The sequence below is a fragment of the Streptomyces sp. NPDC051172 genome (assembly GCF_040682555.1).
GTDB lineage: Bacteria > Actinomycetota > Actinomycetes > Streptomycetales > Streptomycetaceae > Streptomyces.
The window spans coordinates 1-16,953 of sequence record NZ_JBFBBE010000160.1 but is presented as its reverse complement, the minus strand read 5'-3'; the positions used below and the strand labels follow the sequence as shown (position 1 = coordinate 16,953).

The window sequence follows — 16,953 nt, the reverse complement described above, 5'->3', positions numbered from 1 at the left end:
CCCCGGCCCCCGCCCCGCCCGCCGCCCCGGCCCGTGCCCGGTCAGGCGGCCGGGCCCGCTCGTCGTCCAGCACGCTGAAGTCGACGTCGAGGCGGGTGTCATAGTCCTTCGGGGTGATCCCGATCTCGTGAGTGGAGTACACGCCGGTTGATGTGCTCGGTCACGTACGGCGAGATGTCAGCCAGGTCCAGCGGGTCGATCTCCCATCCCTCGGCCTGGAGCTGCCGCACCACGTCGGCGATGTCCAGGGTGTTATGGAAGATCACCAGGTTGGCCAGCAGCGAGGTGAACCTCACTCCCGACGTACACCGCCGCCCCGAAGCTGTCGCCGCCTCGCTCGCGACTACGAGACCCTCGACGCCAGCTCCGAAGCCATGATCCAGATCGCATCGATCAACAACCTCGCCAAGCGCATTGCGGGCGAGACCACTCCAACCTAGCCAGGGCCCACAAGGGCATACAGGGCAATCCACCTAGATCAAATGCCCTCTACATCCACCTGCTGATCGACCGCTGCTTCGTAGAAGGCATCCGCGAGGGCGACAATGATCGAGTTGATGGCCGGCCCGTCGGTGAAGAAGTAGTCAGCCATCGTGTTGTGGGCGTCCTGGTTGTCTGCGACCGCCTCAGTAACGGCTGCTTGGAAGTCTGGTGACTCCACGAACTGCTTCTTGGAGTTCACCTTGGTCTGCCTGATCAGGTTCGGGTCGGCCAGCAACCGCTGGACGAGTCCCTGCACGAACTCCCTGACCTGGGACTCGGCGAACGATTCGGCGCCGAAGAGGTCGTTCATCTTGTCTATGACGACCTGGAGCGCGACGTACTTCGGATCCTTCTTCATTCCCGTGCCGGCTGCGCTGATGCCCTTCAGCTGCCCGTCGCCCACGAGCGAGATGTCGACCGGGATTGCCTTGTTGTGCTTGATCCCGACCAGCACTACGTCGGAGAGGTCCACGTCGGCCGCCCAAGCGGTCTCGGCGGTGACTTTCTCCAGTAGGCGCAGAAAGATCGAGAGCATCTCCATGTAGGGGTCGCCGTAGTCGACGATCTGGGACATGAAGTCATAGAGACGTACGTAGGTGGAGACATCCTTGCGGAACAGGTCGAGCGCCTGGAGCGTGACCTTGTCCTCCTCCTCGATCGCCCGCGCATAGCGGCGTCGGAAACCGTGCTGCGCCGGGCTGATCGCCGCCGAGAGCGCGTTGTTGCCCTTCCGGGTCACCCACAGCTCGGCAACCTTGCGAACGTCGTCCTCGGTGTAGATTCCGGCCTGGGCAAGCTTGTTAGCCAGGTGGACGACGACGTACGGATCGGTCTCGGTCTCCAGGGTAGCGTTCTTGAAGTACGGCTCGAAGGCTGCCTTGATGTCCTCGGGCTTGTTGGCGAAGTCGATGACGAACGTCTTGCGCTTCTGCTCCCCACCAGCGGTGCGATGAGTGCGATTGAGCCGCGAGAGTGTCTGCACCGCGGTGACCCCTGACAGCTTCTTGTCTATGTACATCGCCGAGAGTAAGGGCTGGTCGAAGCCGGTCTGGAACTTGTTGGCGACCAGCATGATCTTGTACGTCTCGCCCTTGAATGCGGCTGCCAGATCAGCCCCGGCGCCGGGGTTCATGTTGGCCTCGGTGAACTCGTCGTCCGTCGACGGCTGCGGGCCCCAGTCGCTGTGCCAGGTCTCGTCCTCGGTCATCGTCACCCCGGCGGAGAAGGCGACCAGGGTGCGGTAGTTGTACGAGGCGTCCTCGGTGCGGCGCCTGGCGATGTAGGCGTCGATGGCCAGCTTGTACTTCACTGCGGACTTGCGTGAGTCGGTCACCACCATCGCCTTCGCCTTGCCTTCGAGGAGGTAGGCGACGTTGGCGTGGAAGTGCTCGACGATGATCTGCACCTTCTGGCTGATGTTAGTCGGGTGGAGCTGCACCCACCGCATGAGCCCCTTGCGGGCGGCGGCCTCCTCAACCTCTCCCCCGTCACCGCTCTCGGCCCTACCGGCGATCTTCAATGCGGTGTCGTAGGACTGATAGCCCTTGAGCACGTCGAGGATGTAGCCCTCCTCGATCGCCTGCTTCATCGAGTACAGGTGGAACTCGCGCGGCTTCCCGTCGGCGCCCTTGCGGCCGAACAGTTCGAGGGTCTTGTTCTTCGGCGTCGCGGTGTAGGCGAAGTAGGAGATGTTCTCCGACTCGGCCCGCTCGGTCATCTCCGCGGCCAGCACCGACTCCACATCGACCTCGCCGCCCTCCTCGATCTCCTTGACCTCCTCGGCCGTCAGTACCTGCTTCAGCTTGGAGGAGATCTGACCCGACTGGGAGGAGTGCGCCTCATCGGCGATGACGGCGAACCGCTTACCCTTGAGGCCAGCGTCGGTCCGGATCTCGTCCAGCGCATGCGGGAAGGTCTGTACCGTCACCGCGATGACTAGCTCGCCGTTCTTCAACGCTTGCGCCAGCAGACCCGACTTCGACTTCGCGCCGGCCTTGCGGACGTCCTCGGGGCTGATAGTCGCGACGATCTTGCCGGTGCCGTCGATCTGCCGGATCGCATCCTGCAGCTGGGAGTCGAGCACGGTGCGGTCCACGACCACGATGACAGAGTCGAAGACCTTCCGATCATCGACGTGCAGCCGCGCCAGCCGGTGGGCCGTCCAGGCGATGGTGTTCGTCTTCCCTGACCCTGCCGAGTGCTCAATCAGGTACCGCTGCCCGACACCCTCCTCCTTCACTGCCTCGACGATGCTCGTGACGGCCTCCCACTGGTGGAACCGCGGGAAGAGCATGCTCGTACGCCGAACCGACGCGCCGGTGGTGACGTCCCACTCTTCGTTGGTCTGCACGATCATCAGCCGCCCGATGATGTTCAGCCAGGCGTGTTTCTCCCAGACGCGTTCCCACAGGTACGCCGTCGACGATCGTCCGTCCGCACCGGGCGGGTTGCCGGCACCGCTGTCAAAGCCGACGTTGAACGGCAAGAAGTGGGTCCTCTCCTCCTCCAGCCTCGTGGTCATCGCCGCCAGATCGTTCGAGACCGCGAAGTGCACCAGCGCCCGGTGACCGAACGACAGCAACGGCTCCGGCCGCCCGTTCGTCAACGGATTCCGACGCTGCTTGTACTGGTTGACCGCCTCGTCCAGGGACTGAGTGAAGTCGGTCTTCAACTCCACCGTGGCCACCGGGAGCCCGTTGACGAAGAACACCAGATCGATATTGCGCTGGTCGGCCGTCGAGAAGTGCACCTGCCGCACCACCCGCACCCGCATCGCCTCGTAGTGCGCCGTTGTGGTCTCGTTGAGCGACGTCTCCGGACGGAACTGCGCCATCTTCAACCGACCACCGCCGATGTACTGCACCCCGCTACGCAGGATGTTCAGCGTCCCACCGCCATGCTCCAGCGGCCTGTCCAGCGCCGCCTTCAGCACGTCGAGAAACTTCGCCTGCGAGCCCGCCGCCTTCAACGCCTTCTCGTACGCCGGCCTCTGCGTCTCCTCCAGCCACGCGAGCAGATCAGCAGGGAACAGCGCCCGCTCCCGGTCGTACCCACCGTCGCGGTCGTTCGCCGAGTACAGCCAACCGTGATCCCGGAGGTACTCGCAGATCTCAGTCTCGAAGACGACCTCGTTGTGGTCAGCCATCACGCCACCCTTCGTACGTCGATCTGCCCCGTCACCGCCGCTGTGATCAACGCCGACCGGCGCTCCCTGGAGAGCTCGATGAACCGCTCAGCCTCCACAACAAGTTTGTCGATCTTGCTCGTCTGCTCGTCGAGATACGCAACGATCTGGCGCTGCTCCGCGAGACTCGGCAGCCAGATGGGCGTTGTACGCAAGATCGGAAGCCGCACGTTTGCCACCGTCGAGCCATTTGCCGAGAGCAGGAAGTGGTCCTGCACGCGGTCCGAGTAGATCTGCCACAACAGGAACTTCCCTACGCAAACTGCGTCGTCAATCCGAAGGAGGACCATCCGCTGGCCGAGGCAGATCTGCTCATTAGGAACCATGCATGCCTCACCGGCGGGCGCCTCACGCGTGAACAACACGTCGCCGACCGACGGTGCACCTCCAGCGTTTCGGGCCTCCCACGTCTCCGCACTGACGGGCAGTCCGTTTCCCGGCCGGAACTTTCCATTCCTAACCGAGGCAGTTCGGACTGCCTCATATACGCCGTCTTCGGCAACCTCTGGCGTCGTATGTGGGCAGTCGACGACGTCCGTGCACGCGTTCTGCAGTCGGGTGTTGACCGGCTGGGAATCGAAGACTCCGTCGATAAGCGAGTGGCGGCGCTCGTGGAGCAACTCGATCAGGCGCTCTTGCTCCTCGATGAGCGTGTCGATGCGCGCCGTCTCACGGTCGAGGTAGTCGGCAATGGCTCGCTGCTCTCCAGCCGAGGGCAGGGATACCTCGATCGTCTTCATCTCGTCCCAGTACAGACGCCACTGGGAGGGACGGATGCCCGTCGAGCGGAGGGCGTACTGGTCGATCAGGCCACGCGAGCGGAGCAGGCTGTGGACGAAGCGGTAGTCATACCCGGGAGTAATCGGCCGAAGTACCTCATAGTCGGGGCTGACGATGCCCTCGTATTCGGAGATCCCGAGTGAGCCTTGCCAAGCCTTCATTCGGTTCACCACCAGGTCGCCCGGCCGCACGAGTTGGTAGTTGCTCAAATTCTCGGGTGTGCGGTTGAAGTTGTCGGTGCGACTGTCCTTCGGGATCACGCCGTGGTCACGGTAGACGCTGAGGACCATCGCGTCCTCGTGGCCACGATCGGAAATCGGTTGAAACAGCCATCCGAGACGTGCCGTCGTCCACCTCTCGGACACGACCGTCGTACTCACTTCTCAACCTCCCGCAGCAGCTCAAGGATTTTGGCAACCTGCTTCTCCAGGTCAGCGTCGATCTCGGCGAGCGGTCGGGGCGGGACGTACCTATAGAAGTGACGGGTGAAGGGGATCTCGTAGCCGGTCTTGGTCTTGTTCCAGTCGATCCAGGCGTCAGGAACGTGCGGCTTCACCTCCGCGTCAAAGTACGTCTGGATGACTTCGTGCTCCCCTGCCGCGCCAGCGGTTGAGCCGCCGTAGGTGAAGGGCACGTTTTCGTTGTCACGCTTTTTCGAGTCGGGCTTCGGGTTGCCCTTGCGATCGACGACCGGATTCCCGTCCTCATCGAGTAGGGGGCGCTCGACGGTGATGGTCCAGAAGCCGAACTCGTCGTTGCGCAGCACCTTGGAGTGATCGGGGTCGGCGTCCTCGAAGTCGGCGTACAGCCGCACGACCTCGGCCCGGTCATCGTCGCTGATCTCGCGTCCCTTGGACCCGAGGTTTTTGCGCATCTTGGTCCAGAACGATGTGCCGTCGATGAGCTGGACCTTGCCTTGGCGTTCGGGGTGCTTGGTGTTGTCGAGGATCCAGATGTAGGTGGCGATGCCGGTGTTGAAGAACATGTTGGTCGGTAGGGCGACAATCGCATCGACAAGGTCGTTCTCCAGCAGCCACCTGCGGATGTTGGAGGGGCCGGATTCCGCGGCGCCGTTGAAGAGCGGCGAGCCGTTCATGACGATGCCAACGCGGCCGCCGCCGTCCTCGGGTGCACGCATCTTGTGGGCCAAGTGGAGCAGGAAGAGCATCTGGCCGTCCGAGGTCGCGGGGAGTCCCGGCGCGAAGCGGCCGTAGGGGCCAGCGGAGTCGCGCTCCTCCTTGACCGCCTTGGCGTACTGCTTCCAGTCCACTCCGTAGGGCGGGTTGGACATGCAGTAGTCGAACTGGCGGCCCTTGAACGCGTCGTCGGTGAGCGTGTTGCCGAAGGCGATGTTGGTCGCGTCGTGGCCCTTGGCGAGCAGGTCGGACTTGCAGATGGCGTACGACTGCGGGTTGTACTCCTGGCCGTACAGGCTCAGCTTCGCCTCGGGGTTCTGCGCGAGCAGGTGCTCCTCTGCCAGGGAGAGCATGCCGCCGGTGCCGGCGGTGGGGTCGTACAGTGACCGGATGATGCCGCCCTCGGCGAGGGCGACGTCCTTCTCCGCGAAGAGCAGGTCGACCAGCAGCCGGATCGCGTCGCGCGGCGTGTAGTGGTCTCCGGAGGTCTCGTTCGCGGCCTCGTTGAACTTGCGGATGATGTACTCGAACGCATCTCCCATGTCTGCGTTGGACACCACGTCGGGATGCAGGTCAACGGCGCCGAATGACTTGACGATCTCACGCAGGAGCCCAGCCTTCTCCAGGGCCAGGATCTCCTTCTTGAAGTCGAAGTACTCGAATACGTCCACGTCGGCGGAGAACCGGTCGATGTAGTCGGCCAGATTGTCTGCCAGACCGTCCGCGTCGGCCAGTAGGTTGGCGAACTCGTAGTTGGAGGTGTTGTAGAAGGTCCGCCCCGTGGCCTTCTTGACCTCGACCTTGAGTCGGTTCGGGTTCTCGAACTTCGCCGCCAGCTCTCGCACCGTCGCGCGATCGGGCTCGAGGATGCAGTCGAGCCGCCTCAGGATCGTGAACGGGAGGATCACTGTCCCGTACTGGTTGGGGCGGTAGGGGCCCCGAAGCTGGTCAGCGATTGACCAGATGAAGCTACCGAGCGTGCTCACAAGGTTCCTCACGAGAATGGTCTAGCAGTGACGATCACTTTGCCAGAGGCAGCAGCCGGCGTCCCATGGTTCAGCTATGGGACCCCTTCTAAGGGCCTGAAGCGCCGACCTGTACCACCGTCTCCCTCCGAATCTCTGCAGAGCTGCGGATCAGCAAGGTTCTGACATCCACGGCTGACATCAACGAGCCGAACGGGGACGTACACCAACGTCTCTGTCCGGAGTTCCAGCCAGCCGACGACCGCAGCCGGGGAGGGCTCGGATCGCTCATCTGATGAAGGCATCCCCCGAGTATGAAGCGCGGCACTGACACCCACGGCCACGCCCGGGAAGGAGGGCGTGCGACAACCCGGAAACCCGCCAGCCCCGAGCGCCCGGCCACAGGCCAGGGCACGGATGTCGCATTCGGTCACACGAGAACAGCAGCCACCCTCAGCCGTAGCGTGCGCGGGGCTGCCTTGGTCACGGCCAGCGGCATCGGCATCCAGCCAGCAGTGATTCAGGGGAGATCTCCGACTCAGCGCCGACAGGGTGTGCAGGACCGGGCGCGGCCTGCTGGCCGCCGGCGTGAGTAGTTCCTTTGGTTGGACCTCGGCGACGTCGTGTGTGACCAGCGTGCCCCTCGGATTCACTGAGCCGACGAGGTATCCCACGTGGATCAGCGGCTGGATGGCGCTGCGAAACGCGGGTGCGGCAAGGCCGAACTCTCGCGCGATCGTCGAGGTGCGGAGGAGGAATGTCCCGGGCTTGTAGACGCCGTCCGCGAGGCGCTGGCGCATCGCGCGTTCAACGAATTCGGGCGTCTGCTTGACGGCCGCCGATATGGGAACGTCGACGACACGTGCGCCCAGGTGGTGAAGATGGACCAGGCCTTCCCGGGCGAGACCGCGCAGGGCGGCGGCCACGACGTGGTGGTCCACCCTGTAGCCGCTCTCCAGGTCTCTGGAGGAGTCGAGGATTGTTCCGAGCGGGATGGTGCCACTGGTGATCGCTTCTCGCAGGCCCCGGTATACGCGGTTGGCTTGACCGGCTCGCTTCGGGCTGAGGAAGCGGGTCTCTTCGTCCAGGAGTTCAGCAGCGTCGTTCAAGGTCACAACTCCTCGGCGAGTAGGGCCGACAGCGAGAGCGGATCGGTCAGCAGATGTCCGGCCGGCTCTCGGGTGATCCACCGAAGGTGGAGGTCATTGCTGCGTGCGCTGCGAGGCGGCACCCACACGGCGGGACCGCTCAGGTAAGCGGCGTACGACGGCCAGTGGCGACGGCTGGAGTCTGGCGGAACGAAGAAGGTCCAGCAGTCGCCTTCGGCGGCCACAGCAGCGCGGCGGGCGCCGAGCTCGCGCAGCTGGTCCAAGGCCGCAGAGGCGTACAGCTGGGGTGCGCGTACAACGTCGAAGCCGTGCCCGGTGTCAACGAGCCGGGCTGAAGAGCTACGCCAGGCCGAGCCCAGCAGTGCGTACGCCTTTCGGCCCGGCTCTCCACCGGGCAGGGTGGGGATCTCCCGGGCCGGTTCCGGGCTGGCGGAGTCGGGTGGCCGTACGAGGGTGCGGAAGAGGGCAGTCACGAAAGTGCCGTTCAGTACAGGAGCCGGTCAAGCGGGCAGGCGTCGGATCCAGCTGAAGGGTTGGCGGAGTTCGTCGAGGGTCGGGAGTAAGCCGTCCACGGTCCACACATGGTTGAAGCGATCCGTACCGACGGCGGCGATGGCCTGGTCGACGAGAGCGGTGACGCGGGCCTCCTGTCCGGCCACTCCGAACTCGGGGAGGTTGAGCACCTTCTTGACGAAGTTCCGTTTCCTGGGACCTGAGTTCCGCAGAACTCTCGTCGCCTAGAGTCACAATATGGGGCCCGACCAGGGATGATGCGATAAGTCATGGGAAGAAGGCGTGTCACTAGGCGCTGACGTTCTTGCTGGTCAGCGCTGCGGCGACCGCCAAGTGGCCCCTTGGTGCTGGGGCGTTGCTGTCACGCTACTCGATCACGTAGCGCATTTCGCGCCCCGTCACCTTGCGCCGAGGGCGGCCAATAAAAGGGGCAAATGTGGGCGTAACGCCTCGGTCCTTGAGGCTTTCCCGGAGAGGGATGCCCATCCCGCCAGCTTCCTGACCAGTGGGAATGCCGACGCCTAGTGACACGGGCATTTTGGACAGGAGGCGGTGAAGTTGCAGGTCAGGGCCCACTTTGTGTCTCTAGTCGAGCCGACTTCTGTGGAACCCGGGTGGGACGGTCGTCGCGGACGACAGGGTGACCGAGTATGAGCGGGGTCGCCTGGTCGCTCGTCCACTGGGCGTGGCCGTGGCTGAAGAGCGTGTTGACATCCCGGGCGGCCCGGGTCTGCGGCCAGACCGGGCCCGGGACGAGGGTCCCGCCGCAGGCCGCGACCTGCGCCTGCTCGGCGAGCGCCCGGACCAGCAGTTCACACAGCCGGTCGGGGTCGGTCAGGCCCTGCTGCTCCAGGGCCTCGGGGATGAGGAGTGTCGACGGCCGCCCGACGCTGTTCGCGATGAGGGTGTGTTCCGTGCCCATCCCGACTTTGAGCGCCGTCCACCGCTCGGCCCTCGGCAGTGCGGTGACCCTCTTCCGCTGCCACTCGGTGAGGTCGAGTCCGGCGGTGTCGCGTTCGACCTGGCGGCGTATGAAGGCGCTCCACGCTGTGGCAAGGCCTTCGACGTCCACGAGTTCGACGGTGACGGTGTCCGGCGCGGGCAGGCCGGTGACCTTCTCCACCGCCGGTATCACCTGCGTGAGGAGGCCTTGGATTTGCTCGGCCAGTTCCTCGCTGCGGGCCGTTTCGTGCTGGACGTACACGTTGATCATGACGGGTCTTCCGGCTGAGGTGGGATGAGGGACGAGGGGTCAGGTGGTTTGAGGGCGGGCCGCGTGCTGTGCGGACCACTGCGAGCGGTGCGGTCCGAGGACGGATTCAGCGAGCCGCTTGAGCTGAAGGTCGTCGGGTCCGGCGGGGGCGTGGATGAGGTCGATGTCGCGGCGGAGCTGTTCGATGAGGCTGCCGGTGTGGGCGGCGTGTCCGCCGTGCAGCTGCTTGGCCTGCTCAGAGGAGGCCGCTCCTGCCCGGTGGGCGGTGAGCTTGGCGTAGTGCAGCCATGGGTCGCACGACGTGCCCTGGTCGAGGAGATAGGCAGAGAAGTAGGCGGCCAACTCGGCGCTCATCAGGCCGGCTTTCATCTCGGCGATGCGGTGGCCGACGGTGTCCAGGTCGGACAGATGGCCCTTGTAGCGCTTGCGGGTGGAGACCCGCCGGGCGGTCTCCTCCAGCATCCGCTGATGGACGCCGAGGGCGACCGCGGCCAGGTTGAGGCGTCCGTAGACGACGGATGCCTTCTGGGCGACGGCGAGTCCGTCACCGACCCTGCCGATGACGTGGGACTTGGGAACGCGGACCTTGACCAGCCGCAGCGTGTCGACGCTGAAGCCGTGCAGCCCGTTGACGGGGGCCGGGATGATGTCGAGTCCCGGAGTGTCCTTTTCGACGAGGAAGGCGGTCAGGCTGCGGCGCTTGCCGGGCCTGCCGGTGCGGGCGACGACGCAGTGGACGTCTGCGATGCCCGCGTTCCCAACGAGGACCTTCTCGCCGGTGAGGACGTAGTGCTTGCCGCGCCGGCGGGCTGCCGCCTTCATTCCGAGGACATGACTGCCTTGTTCGGGGTCGGTCACGGCGATCGTCGGCCAGCAGCGTCCTGCGGCGATCTCCGGCAGCCAGGTGCGCCGCATCTCCGCGCTGCCGTACTCGGCGATGGGGGCGGCGCCCAGGATGGACGCCTGCAGGATCGCTCCGGCAGCGGGGCTGACGCGGGATATTGCCTGCAGGATCAGCGTCTTGGCGACGTGGCCCAGGCCGAGGCCACCCCACTCGGTGCCGATCAGCACGCCGAGCCAACCCGTCTCGGTCAGGGCCCGGCGCATCTGGTCGTCAGTGTGCGGGCCGCGCGCCTTCATCTCTGCAGCGAGAGGAGCGATCCGGCTATCCGTGAACGTTGTGACCTGCTGCTGGAGACGGAGATGGTCCTCGGTCAGGAACGGGCTGGCGAGGAGGGCGGGCATGGTCGGATCCCCTCTTTCTGGGCAGGGGGGGCGGGGGTGCGTCCGCTCCGGTGCTGGGCTGAATCGGCGGGGCAGGGCGGTCCGGGATGTCGTCGATCCGGGAAGACAATCTGTCCTCCAGCGGCGTGCTTCTCGTGCCGCGCGATGTCGGTGAAATGCCCCCGAAGAGCGAGCGGTTAGGGGATCCGGGTACGTTCTTGGACGGCCTTCACGAGCAGGTCGCGGTGGTGCTCCATGAAGGCGCGCGAGGGCCGTCCCACGCTGCGAGGACGGGGATTGGGCCCAATGCCGCAGATAGTCCCCCACACCTGGTCGGTGCGCGGGTCAATGAGTGGTGAGCCCTGGTAGGTGCGGATGCCGAACTCGTCGATGACCGGGTTGGTCGCGAACTGCGCGTAGGCCAAGGTGTCGTTGAGGATCAGCGTCCTGCGGTTCTCGACAACGTCGGGGCACCAGCCGTGGGTGAGCTCCGGCATGGTGCGGTCCGCCTGCGGCAGGTCCGTTCCGACGGGGTTGTACAGGCCGACGAAAAGCTGCTGATCCGGCACGACGCCGAACCAGTTGACCATCGCGTAGGGCAGGCCCGACTCGACGGCGAGTAAGGCCGCGAAGGCGTCGAACGCTCCCACGGGCGGATTGGCGAGGTCGATGACGTCGGGCAGGAGGGATTCCCAGTCACCTGGCGTGGGCTGGACCAGTAGGGGTTCGTTGCCGGCGCTGTGAATCATGTCGAGGCTCCTTGGAGTGTCGAGCGGAGAGTGCGTGCGTGCTCGATGGCGAGGTCCATGGCCCGGACGAGGACAGCGGTCGCCGAACTGCCCGTACGGGCGTTGCAGATCATGACCGGCACGCGGTCGGAGAGGCCCAGGGCCGCGTGGACCTCGTCGGGGCTGTAGTCGTAGGCGTCGGGGAACTGGTTGACGGCGACCAGGAACGGTGTGCCGCGCCGCTCGAAGTAGTCGATGGCGGGGAAGCAGTCGTCCAGGCGGCGGGTGTCGGCGAGGACCACCGCGGCGATGGCTCCTTCGGCCAGCTCGTCCCACATGAACCAGAAGCGGTCCTGCCCGGGAGTCCCGAAGATCATCAGCACGGCTTGAGGGAAGGTCCGCCTGCCGAAGTCCATAGCAGCCGTGGTGTGCGACTTATCGGGCAGCAGGCTGAGGTCGTCGATGCCTTCGGACGCGGAGGTCATCAGGGCATCTGTGCGCAGGGGGGTGATCTCCGAGACGGAGCCGACGAAGGTGGTCTTGCCGACGCCGAAGCCTCCCGCTACGACGATCTTCATCGCGACGAGACCGGCGGCCGTATCAGAGGGACCGTTGAAGCCCGTCACGGACAGCCTCCAGGAGAGTGACGAAATCATCGGGGGTATGGGTGGCGGGTTTGTCGGCGACGGTCAGCGCGCCGGCATCCATGAGGCGGGACAGCAGAACCTTGGTGATCTGGACGGGAAGGTCCACCAGCGCGGCGATCTCGGCCACCGATGACGGCTGTCCCCGGCACAGGGCGATGGCCTGTTCCGCTTCGGGGATCTGTGATCCCGTCGGCGGCGCCGGGTCGCGAGCCGTCAGCAGGGTCTCGACCCGCAGGTCCCGGCTCGGCCGGGTCTGGCCGCCGGTCAGGATGAAGTGAGCCGGGCCCTCGGAGGCCTGCCGCGTCCATGACCGACCGGCGAAGGCTGCCATGTCACTGGCCGTCAGTGAGGCCGGGTTCGGGTCGGCGAGCTGGCGTCCGCAGGTGACGGTCCATGCTCTTGACCAGCTTCCGCATCTCGAACCCGATGGCTCCTTCGTCCGCTCCTGGGCTGGTCAGGACACCCAGGGTGCATTCGATGTCGGTTGGACGGCGGCCCGGGGCCAGCGGTGTTCCCTCGGGCACGCCCCTGCCAGCGCTCACTACGTACAGCGTCCAGTCCTTGTGCTTGAGGACGCCCAGCTGGAGATCCCGCGCCGTGCCTCCCCTCATATCGGCCATGCCGTTGGTCAGGGCGTACATGCCGCTGATCACCGACGCGACGCGGTCAGCGGTGTCCACGTCGAATCCCTGGTCCGCGTACTGGCTTTCCTGGCGGGTGTAGGCCAGCTTCAGACCGTCCTGGGCGGCGAGCAGTGCTCCGGTCACCCCTGGCACGCCGAGCAGGTCGCTCAGCAGCCATTCCAGGCTCTGGACCCCACCCTGCTGGGGTGTGGTCGCGTTCTGCGTCATCACAAGCTCCGTCTCTTCGTACGGGTCGTGCCACGGCGCGGGGGCCGGGCACCGGTGGGGGGTCAGTGGTCAGTGCCGGACGGCGGGGGTCCTGCAGGTGGTTGTGGGGCGGGGGCTTCCTCCCGCTCGAAACCGGCGGTGAAGTTCGCCATGAAATCGGCTGCGACCTCGGGGGCCGGCTCGGGTCCCGTGGGCGCTGCAGGCGCGGGCTGCGGCTGCTGGTCGACGGCTTGCAGTGGCCGCCGGGGCAGATCTGGCCTGGTCGCGCCACGCTGTGGTTGCCCGCCCTCGGCCGGTGGCCTGCGCTGCGGGCTGCGGCGAGGAAGGGACTCCGTGCCGGAGGCCGCCACCGGATTAGGGCGCGGGCCGCCGGACGGACGTGGTCCCGGCGAGCCCGGCCGGGAAGCCACAGGTCTGTTCGCTGCGCGGGACGGCTGCCGTGGGCCGGGCCTTTGCAGCAGGGCCTTGGGGATCACGACGTACGCGGTGGTGCCGTCGAACATGTTCCGCTTGAGCTCGACCTTCACCTTGTAGCGGGCGGCAAGCCGGGAGACCACCAGCAGGCCGGTCTGATGCTCGGCCAGCCGCTCCGCCAGATCGCCCTCTCGAGGCGAGGTCAGGAGCCGGTTGAAGTAGCGGAGTTGTGTGCTGTCCAGGCCCAGCCCGCGATCCTCGATTTCGACGAGCAGACCAGCCTGAACCTCACTGGCCGCGACGGTCACCTTGTTCTGGGGCGGCGAGTACTTCGTCGCGTTCTCGATCAGCTCGGCGAGCAGATGTATCAGGTCAGGCCCGACGCCTCCCGCCGCGATCTGCACATCGAACTTAGGTGTGGGGATCTTCGCCTGGTCGTACCGCTCGACCTCGGCGACCGCGCCGCGTACCAGGTCGAGCAGCCGGATCGGCTCATCAACCACACGGGCCAGCTGGCCGCCCAGCACAGCGAACCGGGCCGCATGCCGCCGGATGCGGCGCAGCAGGCTGTCGACGTCCAGCAGGTCGTACATGGTCTCGGGGTCCTCGACCGTGGCCTCGCGCTGCGTCACGATCCCCAACGCCCGTACGACCAGCCCGAAAAGGCCGCCTGCGAGGTTGAGGAAGATCTCCGACAGGTCGGAATTCGCCTGCCGACGGCCGACCACGGAGTGCCAGGCGATGGCGTAGGAGCGGCGCAGCGTGGCTTCCAGCTCCCGCCACGGATCGTGCTTGACCGCCTCGTCGTCCGACGGCACCGCGGGCATGACCGGGGTTTCCCCTCGGGCCAGCTGCTCAAGGGCAAGGCTGAGGTTCTTGCCGCTCTCCGCGGCCATCGCCGTGTAGTACGTGAGCCATTGCTGAGTCCGCTCCTCGACCTCGGCGCGCTGCTGCTCCAGGGTGTGCGCCGTCTGCGTTGCCCAGCGGTCCACGGAGGCAGCGACGGCCGCGCACGCCAGTACGGCGGCCGGCGTGGCCCACCAGCCGGGCATGACGCCAGTGGAGTAGGCCGCCGACGCCGCTACCGCGACGAGGGCCGTGGACGCCCCGGAGACCAAGGGCAGTAGCCGCAGTCGCGTCCTGAGGCCCGCCTGCGTGCACAGGGCCTCTGCACCCGGCGAACGGCGTCGTCTTCGGTTGCGGCGGTGGCCAGCCGGTGGCGAAGGCATGACAGGTAAAGACATCAAGAACCTCGGGGATCGGCGAGGAGGCGCGGGGGAAGGGGTCCTGCACGAGCGTGGAAGGGCCGCCGGGGCTCGATGATCCGCCACGGGGGAACGACGGACCTCAGCCCCGGCGACCCCGCTACAGGGGCGGCCGGACGGCGCGGACGCAGGGCGGTGGCGTCAACAGCCGGACCACGGTGATGTCTCCTCGTAGTTGAGTCGTTTCAGGTGATCCCTGCGGAAGTCCCCGAGTGGCAGGGGGAGTTGCCCGCAGGACGCCGCGCCCGTGATGGGTCACAGCTGTGCACCGCTGGGCTCGGCCGTGGCGCGCAGGGCCGTCGCCAGAGCTCCTAGCAGATCGCCGCCCGGGATCAGCGGCAGCGGGTCTTGAGTCTGCTCGTGCCACGGTGGGGTGTCCCATCGGGCACCGTTGGAGGGCGGCAGGGCGATCCACTGTTCAGGGCCGGACCGGACCTGAACGATCGACGGGCTTGTCCCCTCGGGTACTGCGTACCGGCCGGTGGCCGGCAAGACGAGCAGTACAACGTGGTCCTGACCTTGCAGGAGGCACGGCACTGTCGTGCGGCGGGCGATCCACATCACTACGGAGAGACCGGTCCACTTGGGCAGCACGAGGGCATCAAAGGGGACCGTGGGGGCGATCAGTGCGGCCCCCGGTGACGCATCCAGCTCGGCGGCCAGGCCGTCCGCAGGGCTGGGGGTCAGCGGTCCGGGCAGTGGGTGTGCTCCGGAACCGGGGCAGGTCTCGGGGTTGCCGCAGGTGCAGCCGCCCCTGGGCCTGTGCCTGTGCCCAGGGGCGATCGGCCACCCAAGGATGCCGGTGTACGCGGCACCGCAGGCGGCCGGGTTTCGTGTGTCGATGCGCTGCATGGCAGTCCCTCGCTGTGAAGAGTCGTCAGCGACGCACATCACAATGGGCCATGAAAGCGCCTGCGACCCCTCAAAATTTGAGGGGTCGTTTTTCAACTCCCTCCACAGAGCGGGAGTTTGGCGTTAGCGCACCAGTTCCATGCTGCGTACGAGGGAGGACAGGGCACCCTGCTGGGAGGGAACACCGACCTGGGCCAGGTCCGTGACCAGGGCGCGGGCCATCGGGTCGGAGTGCGTGTAATAGGGAGCCTGAGAAGCCGCCTGCTTCAGCGTCGTCACCGCGGACGGGAGCCGGTTCATGCGGCGCAGAGCTCGCGCCTTGTCGATCTGGTAATGAACCTGCCGTTCCTTGCTGGGGACTTCGTCCACGGACACGTCGGGCACCTTGGACAGGCCTGCGTCGGGTTCGTTGATCTCGACGCCGACTTCCGCGGCATGAACGGCGACGGTTCCCCTTCCGAAAACGGTGTGGGCGTCCAGGTCGTACCACTCCGGGCCGAGGCGGTCAGCGTCCTCGAGGGCCGCTTCGACACGGCTCCAGGCGTCCGCTCCCCTGGACCCGCGGGCATGGGCAATCGCGCAGCGCAGGTGGAGCGCGCCCCGAAGGGACAAGGCCTCGTTCGCCGGCCGGGGAGCCGTGGCGAGCGGTTCCAGGTCGCGTAGCGCCGCCTCAGCCACCGCGACGGTCTCCGGGAGGCTTGCCTGGTGCAGCAGAGCGCCGCAACGGTCCCAGGCGACCTCGGCCTTCACCATCGGGTCGTCGAGCTGAGTCGCGGCGTTGGCGGCGACCTCGGCGCTGAACCAGGCGAAGTCCGGGTACCCCAATTGGTTCAGCAGCATCCTGGATGTGCGGGCAGCGTCCACGAGAAGCCGCAGCGCCTGATCCCTGTCCTCGCCTTCGCTGACGAGCAGGGCGGTGTTCAGGTCCTCGACCATGCCGGGCAGCAGCATCGCGACCTTGGGCAGGTCCGCGGCCTGCCGCGCGGCGTTGGCCTTGCGGGACCTCGTCCGCAACTCCTCCAGAGAGACGGGAGTCCCCTGCGGGCTCAGCCCTGGGTGGCCGGAGAGGATGAGGCCGGACCGGCGCATGCCGGTGCGCAGGGCGTAGATGTAGGAGTGGGCCAGGTTCCCGCCACCGTTGTGCTGCAGCCGGTACGGCTGGCCGAGCAGCCAGACCACGTCGACATCGCAGTGGTCCGCGATAGCGGTGATAAGCGAGTACCGGTCGAGCGGGACTCGGCCGCTCTCGACGTTGCCCAGCCAGGATTCCGAGCGTCCGAGGAGTCCGGCCAGCTCCTCTTGAGTGAGGCCTTTCGCGTTGCGGGCGACCTTTACGCGAGCACCGATGTGCGTGTCCATTTGGTCGGGCATACTGAAGCTCCGTTTCTGCGTCGACAACAGAACGGTACCGGGGCGCCGCTCCGGTGAGTGTGCTCAGCGGCCCCCCTCTTCGACGGGGGCCGCTGAGCACAGGCGCAGACAACCGCCCACGGTCCAACGTCGCTTCCTTGATCGTTTCAGGATGACTGCGGTCGTGGTGTGAGTGGGTGGAGCTGGAGGGTGTAGGTGACGCGTTCGGTGGCGGGTTG

Annotated in this window: 16 protein-coding genes and 1 pseudogene; 1 reads left to right on the top strand and 16 read right to left on the bottom strand. The window is 66.4% G+C overall.

The features are described 5' to 3' along the window. Positions 1-98 precede the first annotated feature (98 nt). A complete protein-coding gene (locus tag AB0N07_RS45480; protein WP_365845906.1) occupies positions 99-266 on the bottom strand; it encodes a Tn3 family transposase in 168 nt (55 codons plus the stop codon). Positions 267-326: 60 nt separating this feature from the next. On the opposite strand from AB0N07_RS45480, the pseudogene AB0N07_RS45475 reads away from it, so the two are divergent. Then, positions 327-440, top strand: a pseudogene (locus tag AB0N07_RS45475) (IS5/IS1182 family transposase); the annotation flags it as partial. Between the two features lie 38 nt (positions 441-478). On the opposite strand, the gene AB0N07_RS45470 reads toward AB0N07_RS45475, so the two are convergent. The 15 genes from AB0N07_RS45470 to AB0N07_RS45400 all read right to left on the bottom strand — a co-directional run bounded on the left by AB0N07_RS45470 (position 479) and on the right by AB0N07_RS45400 (position 16,735). Next, positions 479-3,628 (bottom strand): DEAD/DEAH box helicase family protein, encoded by a 3,150-nt coding sequence (locus tag AB0N07_RS45470; protein WP_365845904.1) that lies wholly within the window; start codon positions 3,626-3,628, stop codon positions 479-481. Further along, positions 3,628-4,827, bottom strand: a complete 1,200-nt coding sequence (locus AB0N07_RS45465; protein ID WP_365845902.1) for a restriction endonuclease subunit S — start codon at positions 4,825-4,827, stop codon at positions 3,628-3,630. Before AB0N07_RS45465 ends, AB0N07_RS45470 begins: the two co-directional genes overlap by 1 nt. Next, positions 4,824-6,569 (bottom strand): N-6 DNA methylase, encoded by a 1,746-nt coding sequence (locus AB0N07_RS45460; protein ID WP_365845900.1) that lies wholly within the window; start codon positions 6,567-6,569, stop codon positions 4,824-4,826. Before AB0N07_RS45460 ends, AB0N07_RS45465 begins: the two co-directional genes overlap by 4 nt. 74 nt (positions 6,570-6,643) lie before the next feature. After that, positions 6,644-7,657 carry a GntR family transcriptional regulator gene (locus AB0N07_RS45455; protein ID WP_365845898.1) on the bottom strand — a complete coding sequence of 338 codons (1,014 nt, stop codon included), beginning with the start codon at positions 7,655-7,657 and terminating at the stop codon, positions 6,644-6,646. Positions 7,658-7,659: 2 nt separating this feature from the next. Next, positions 7,660-8,130, bottom strand: a complete 471-nt coding sequence (locus tag AB0N07_RS45450) for a hypothetical protein (protein WP_365845896.1) — start codon at positions 8,128-8,130, stop codon at positions 7,660-7,662. A gap of 27 nt (positions 8,131-8,157) precedes the next feature. After that, the gene (locus AB0N07_RS45445; RefSeq protein WP_365845894.1) at positions 8,158-8,340 is read right to left on the bottom strand and encodes a zinc-dependent metalloprotease; all 183 of its coding nucleotides are present in this window, start codon (positions 8,338-8,340) and stop codon (positions 8,158-8,160) included. A 395-nt stretch (positions 8,341-8,735) separates the two neighbouring features. Beyond that, the gene (locus AB0N07_RS45440) at positions 8,736-9,383 is read right to left on the bottom strand and encodes a hypothetical protein (RefSeq protein WP_365845892.1); all 648 of its coding nucleotides are present in this window, start codon (positions 9,381-9,383) and stop codon (positions 8,736-8,738) included. A 39-nt stretch (positions 9,384-9,422) separates the two neighbouring features. Continuing rightward, positions 9,423-10,628 carry an acyl-CoA dehydrogenase family protein gene (locus AB0N07_RS45435; RefSeq protein WP_365845890.1) on the bottom strand — a complete coding sequence of 402 codons (1,206 nt, stop codon included), beginning with the start codon at positions 10,626-10,628 and terminating at the stop codon, positions 9,423-9,425. Positions 10,629-10,804: 176 nt separating this feature from the next. After that, positions 10,805-11,356, bottom strand: a complete 552-nt coding sequence (locus AB0N07_RS45430; protein WP_365845888.1) for a GAF domain-containing protein — start codon at positions 11,354-11,356, stop codon at positions 10,805-10,807. Next, complete coding sequence (locus AB0N07_RS45425) at positions 11,353-11,913, bottom strand: ATP/GTP-binding protein (RefSeq protein WP_365845909.1); 561 nt, start codon at positions 11,911-11,913, stop codon at positions 11,353-11,355. The genes AB0N07_RS45430 and AB0N07_RS45425 overlap by 4 nt, the downstream gene beginning before the upstream one ends. Before the next feature lie 22 nt (positions 11,914-11,935). Beyond that, positions 11,936-12,313 carry a DUF742 domain-containing protein gene (locus tag AB0N07_RS45420; protein WP_365845885.1) on the bottom strand — a complete coding sequence of 126 codons (378 nt, stop codon included), beginning with the start codon at positions 12,311-12,313 and terminating at the stop codon, positions 11,936-11,938. Between the two features lies 1 nt (position 12,314). Continuing rightward, positions 12,315-12,833, bottom strand: coding sequence for a roadblock/LC7 domain-containing protein (locus AB0N07_RS45415; RefSeq protein WP_365845883.1), 519 nt, complete (start codon positions 12,831-12,833; stop codon positions 12,315-12,317). A 62-nt stretch (positions 12,834-12,895) separates the two neighbouring features. After that, positions 12,896-14,299 (bottom strand): ATP-binding protein, encoded by a 1,404-nt coding sequence (locus AB0N07_RS45410; protein ID WP_365845881.1) that lies wholly within the window; start codon positions 14,297-14,299, stop codon positions 12,896-12,898. Between the two features lie 468 nt (positions 14,300-14,767). Then, positions 14,768-15,364: a hypothetical protein gene (locus AB0N07_RS45405; RefSeq protein ID WP_365845879.1), complete on the bottom strand. Its 597-nt coding sequence runs from the start codon at positions 15,362-15,364 to the stop codon at positions 14,768-14,770. Positions 15,365-15,487: 123 nt separating this feature from the next. Further along, positions 15,488-16,735, bottom strand: a complete 1,248-nt coding sequence (locus tag AB0N07_RS45400; protein WP_365845877.1) for a helix-turn-helix transcriptional regulator — start codon at positions 16,733-16,735, stop codon at positions 15,488-15,490. Positions 16,736-16,953: the final 218 nt, after the last annotated feature.

Coding starts and splice junctions, on each gene's coding strand:
- AB0N07_RS45470 (WP_365845904.1), bottom strand. CDS start 3,628: ATGGCTGACCACAACGAGGTCGTCTTCGAGACTGAGATCTGCGAGTAC.
- AB0N07_RS45440 (WP_365845892.1), bottom strand. CDS start 9,383: ATGATCAACGTGTACGTCCAGCACGAAACGGCCCGCAGCGAGGAACTG.
- AB0N07_RS45435 (WP_365845890.1), bottom strand. CDS start 10,628: ATGCCCGCCCTCCTCGCCAGCCCGTTCCTGACCGAGGACCATCTCCGT.
- AB0N07_RS45430 (WP_365845888.1), bottom strand. CDS start 11,356: ATGATTCACAGCGCCGGCAACGAACCCCTACTGGTCCAGCCCACGCCA.
- AB0N07_RS45425 (WP_365845909.1), bottom strand. CDS start 11,913: ATGAAGATCGTCGTAGCGGGAGGCTTCGGCGTCGGCAAGACCACCTTC.
- AB0N07_RS45420 (WP_365845885.1), bottom strand. CDS start 12,313: ATGGCAGCCTTCGCCGGTCGGTCATGGACGCGGCAGGCCTCCGAGGGC.
- AB0N07_RS45415 (WP_365845883.1), bottom strand. CDS start 12,833: ATGACGCAGAACGCGACCACACCCCAGCAGGGTGGGGTCCAGAGCCTG.
- AB0N07_RS45410 (WP_365845881.1), bottom strand. CDS start 14,299: ATGCCCGGCTGGTGGGCCACGCCGGCCGCCGTACTGGCGTGCGCGGCC.
- AB0N07_RS45405 (WP_365845879.1), bottom strand. CDS start 15,364: ATGCAGCGCATCGACACACGAAACCCGGCCGCCTGCGGTGCCGCGTAC.
- AB0N07_RS45400 (WP_365845877.1), bottom strand. CDS start 16,735: ATGCCCGACCAAATGGACACGCACATCGGTGCTCGCGTAAAGGTCGCC.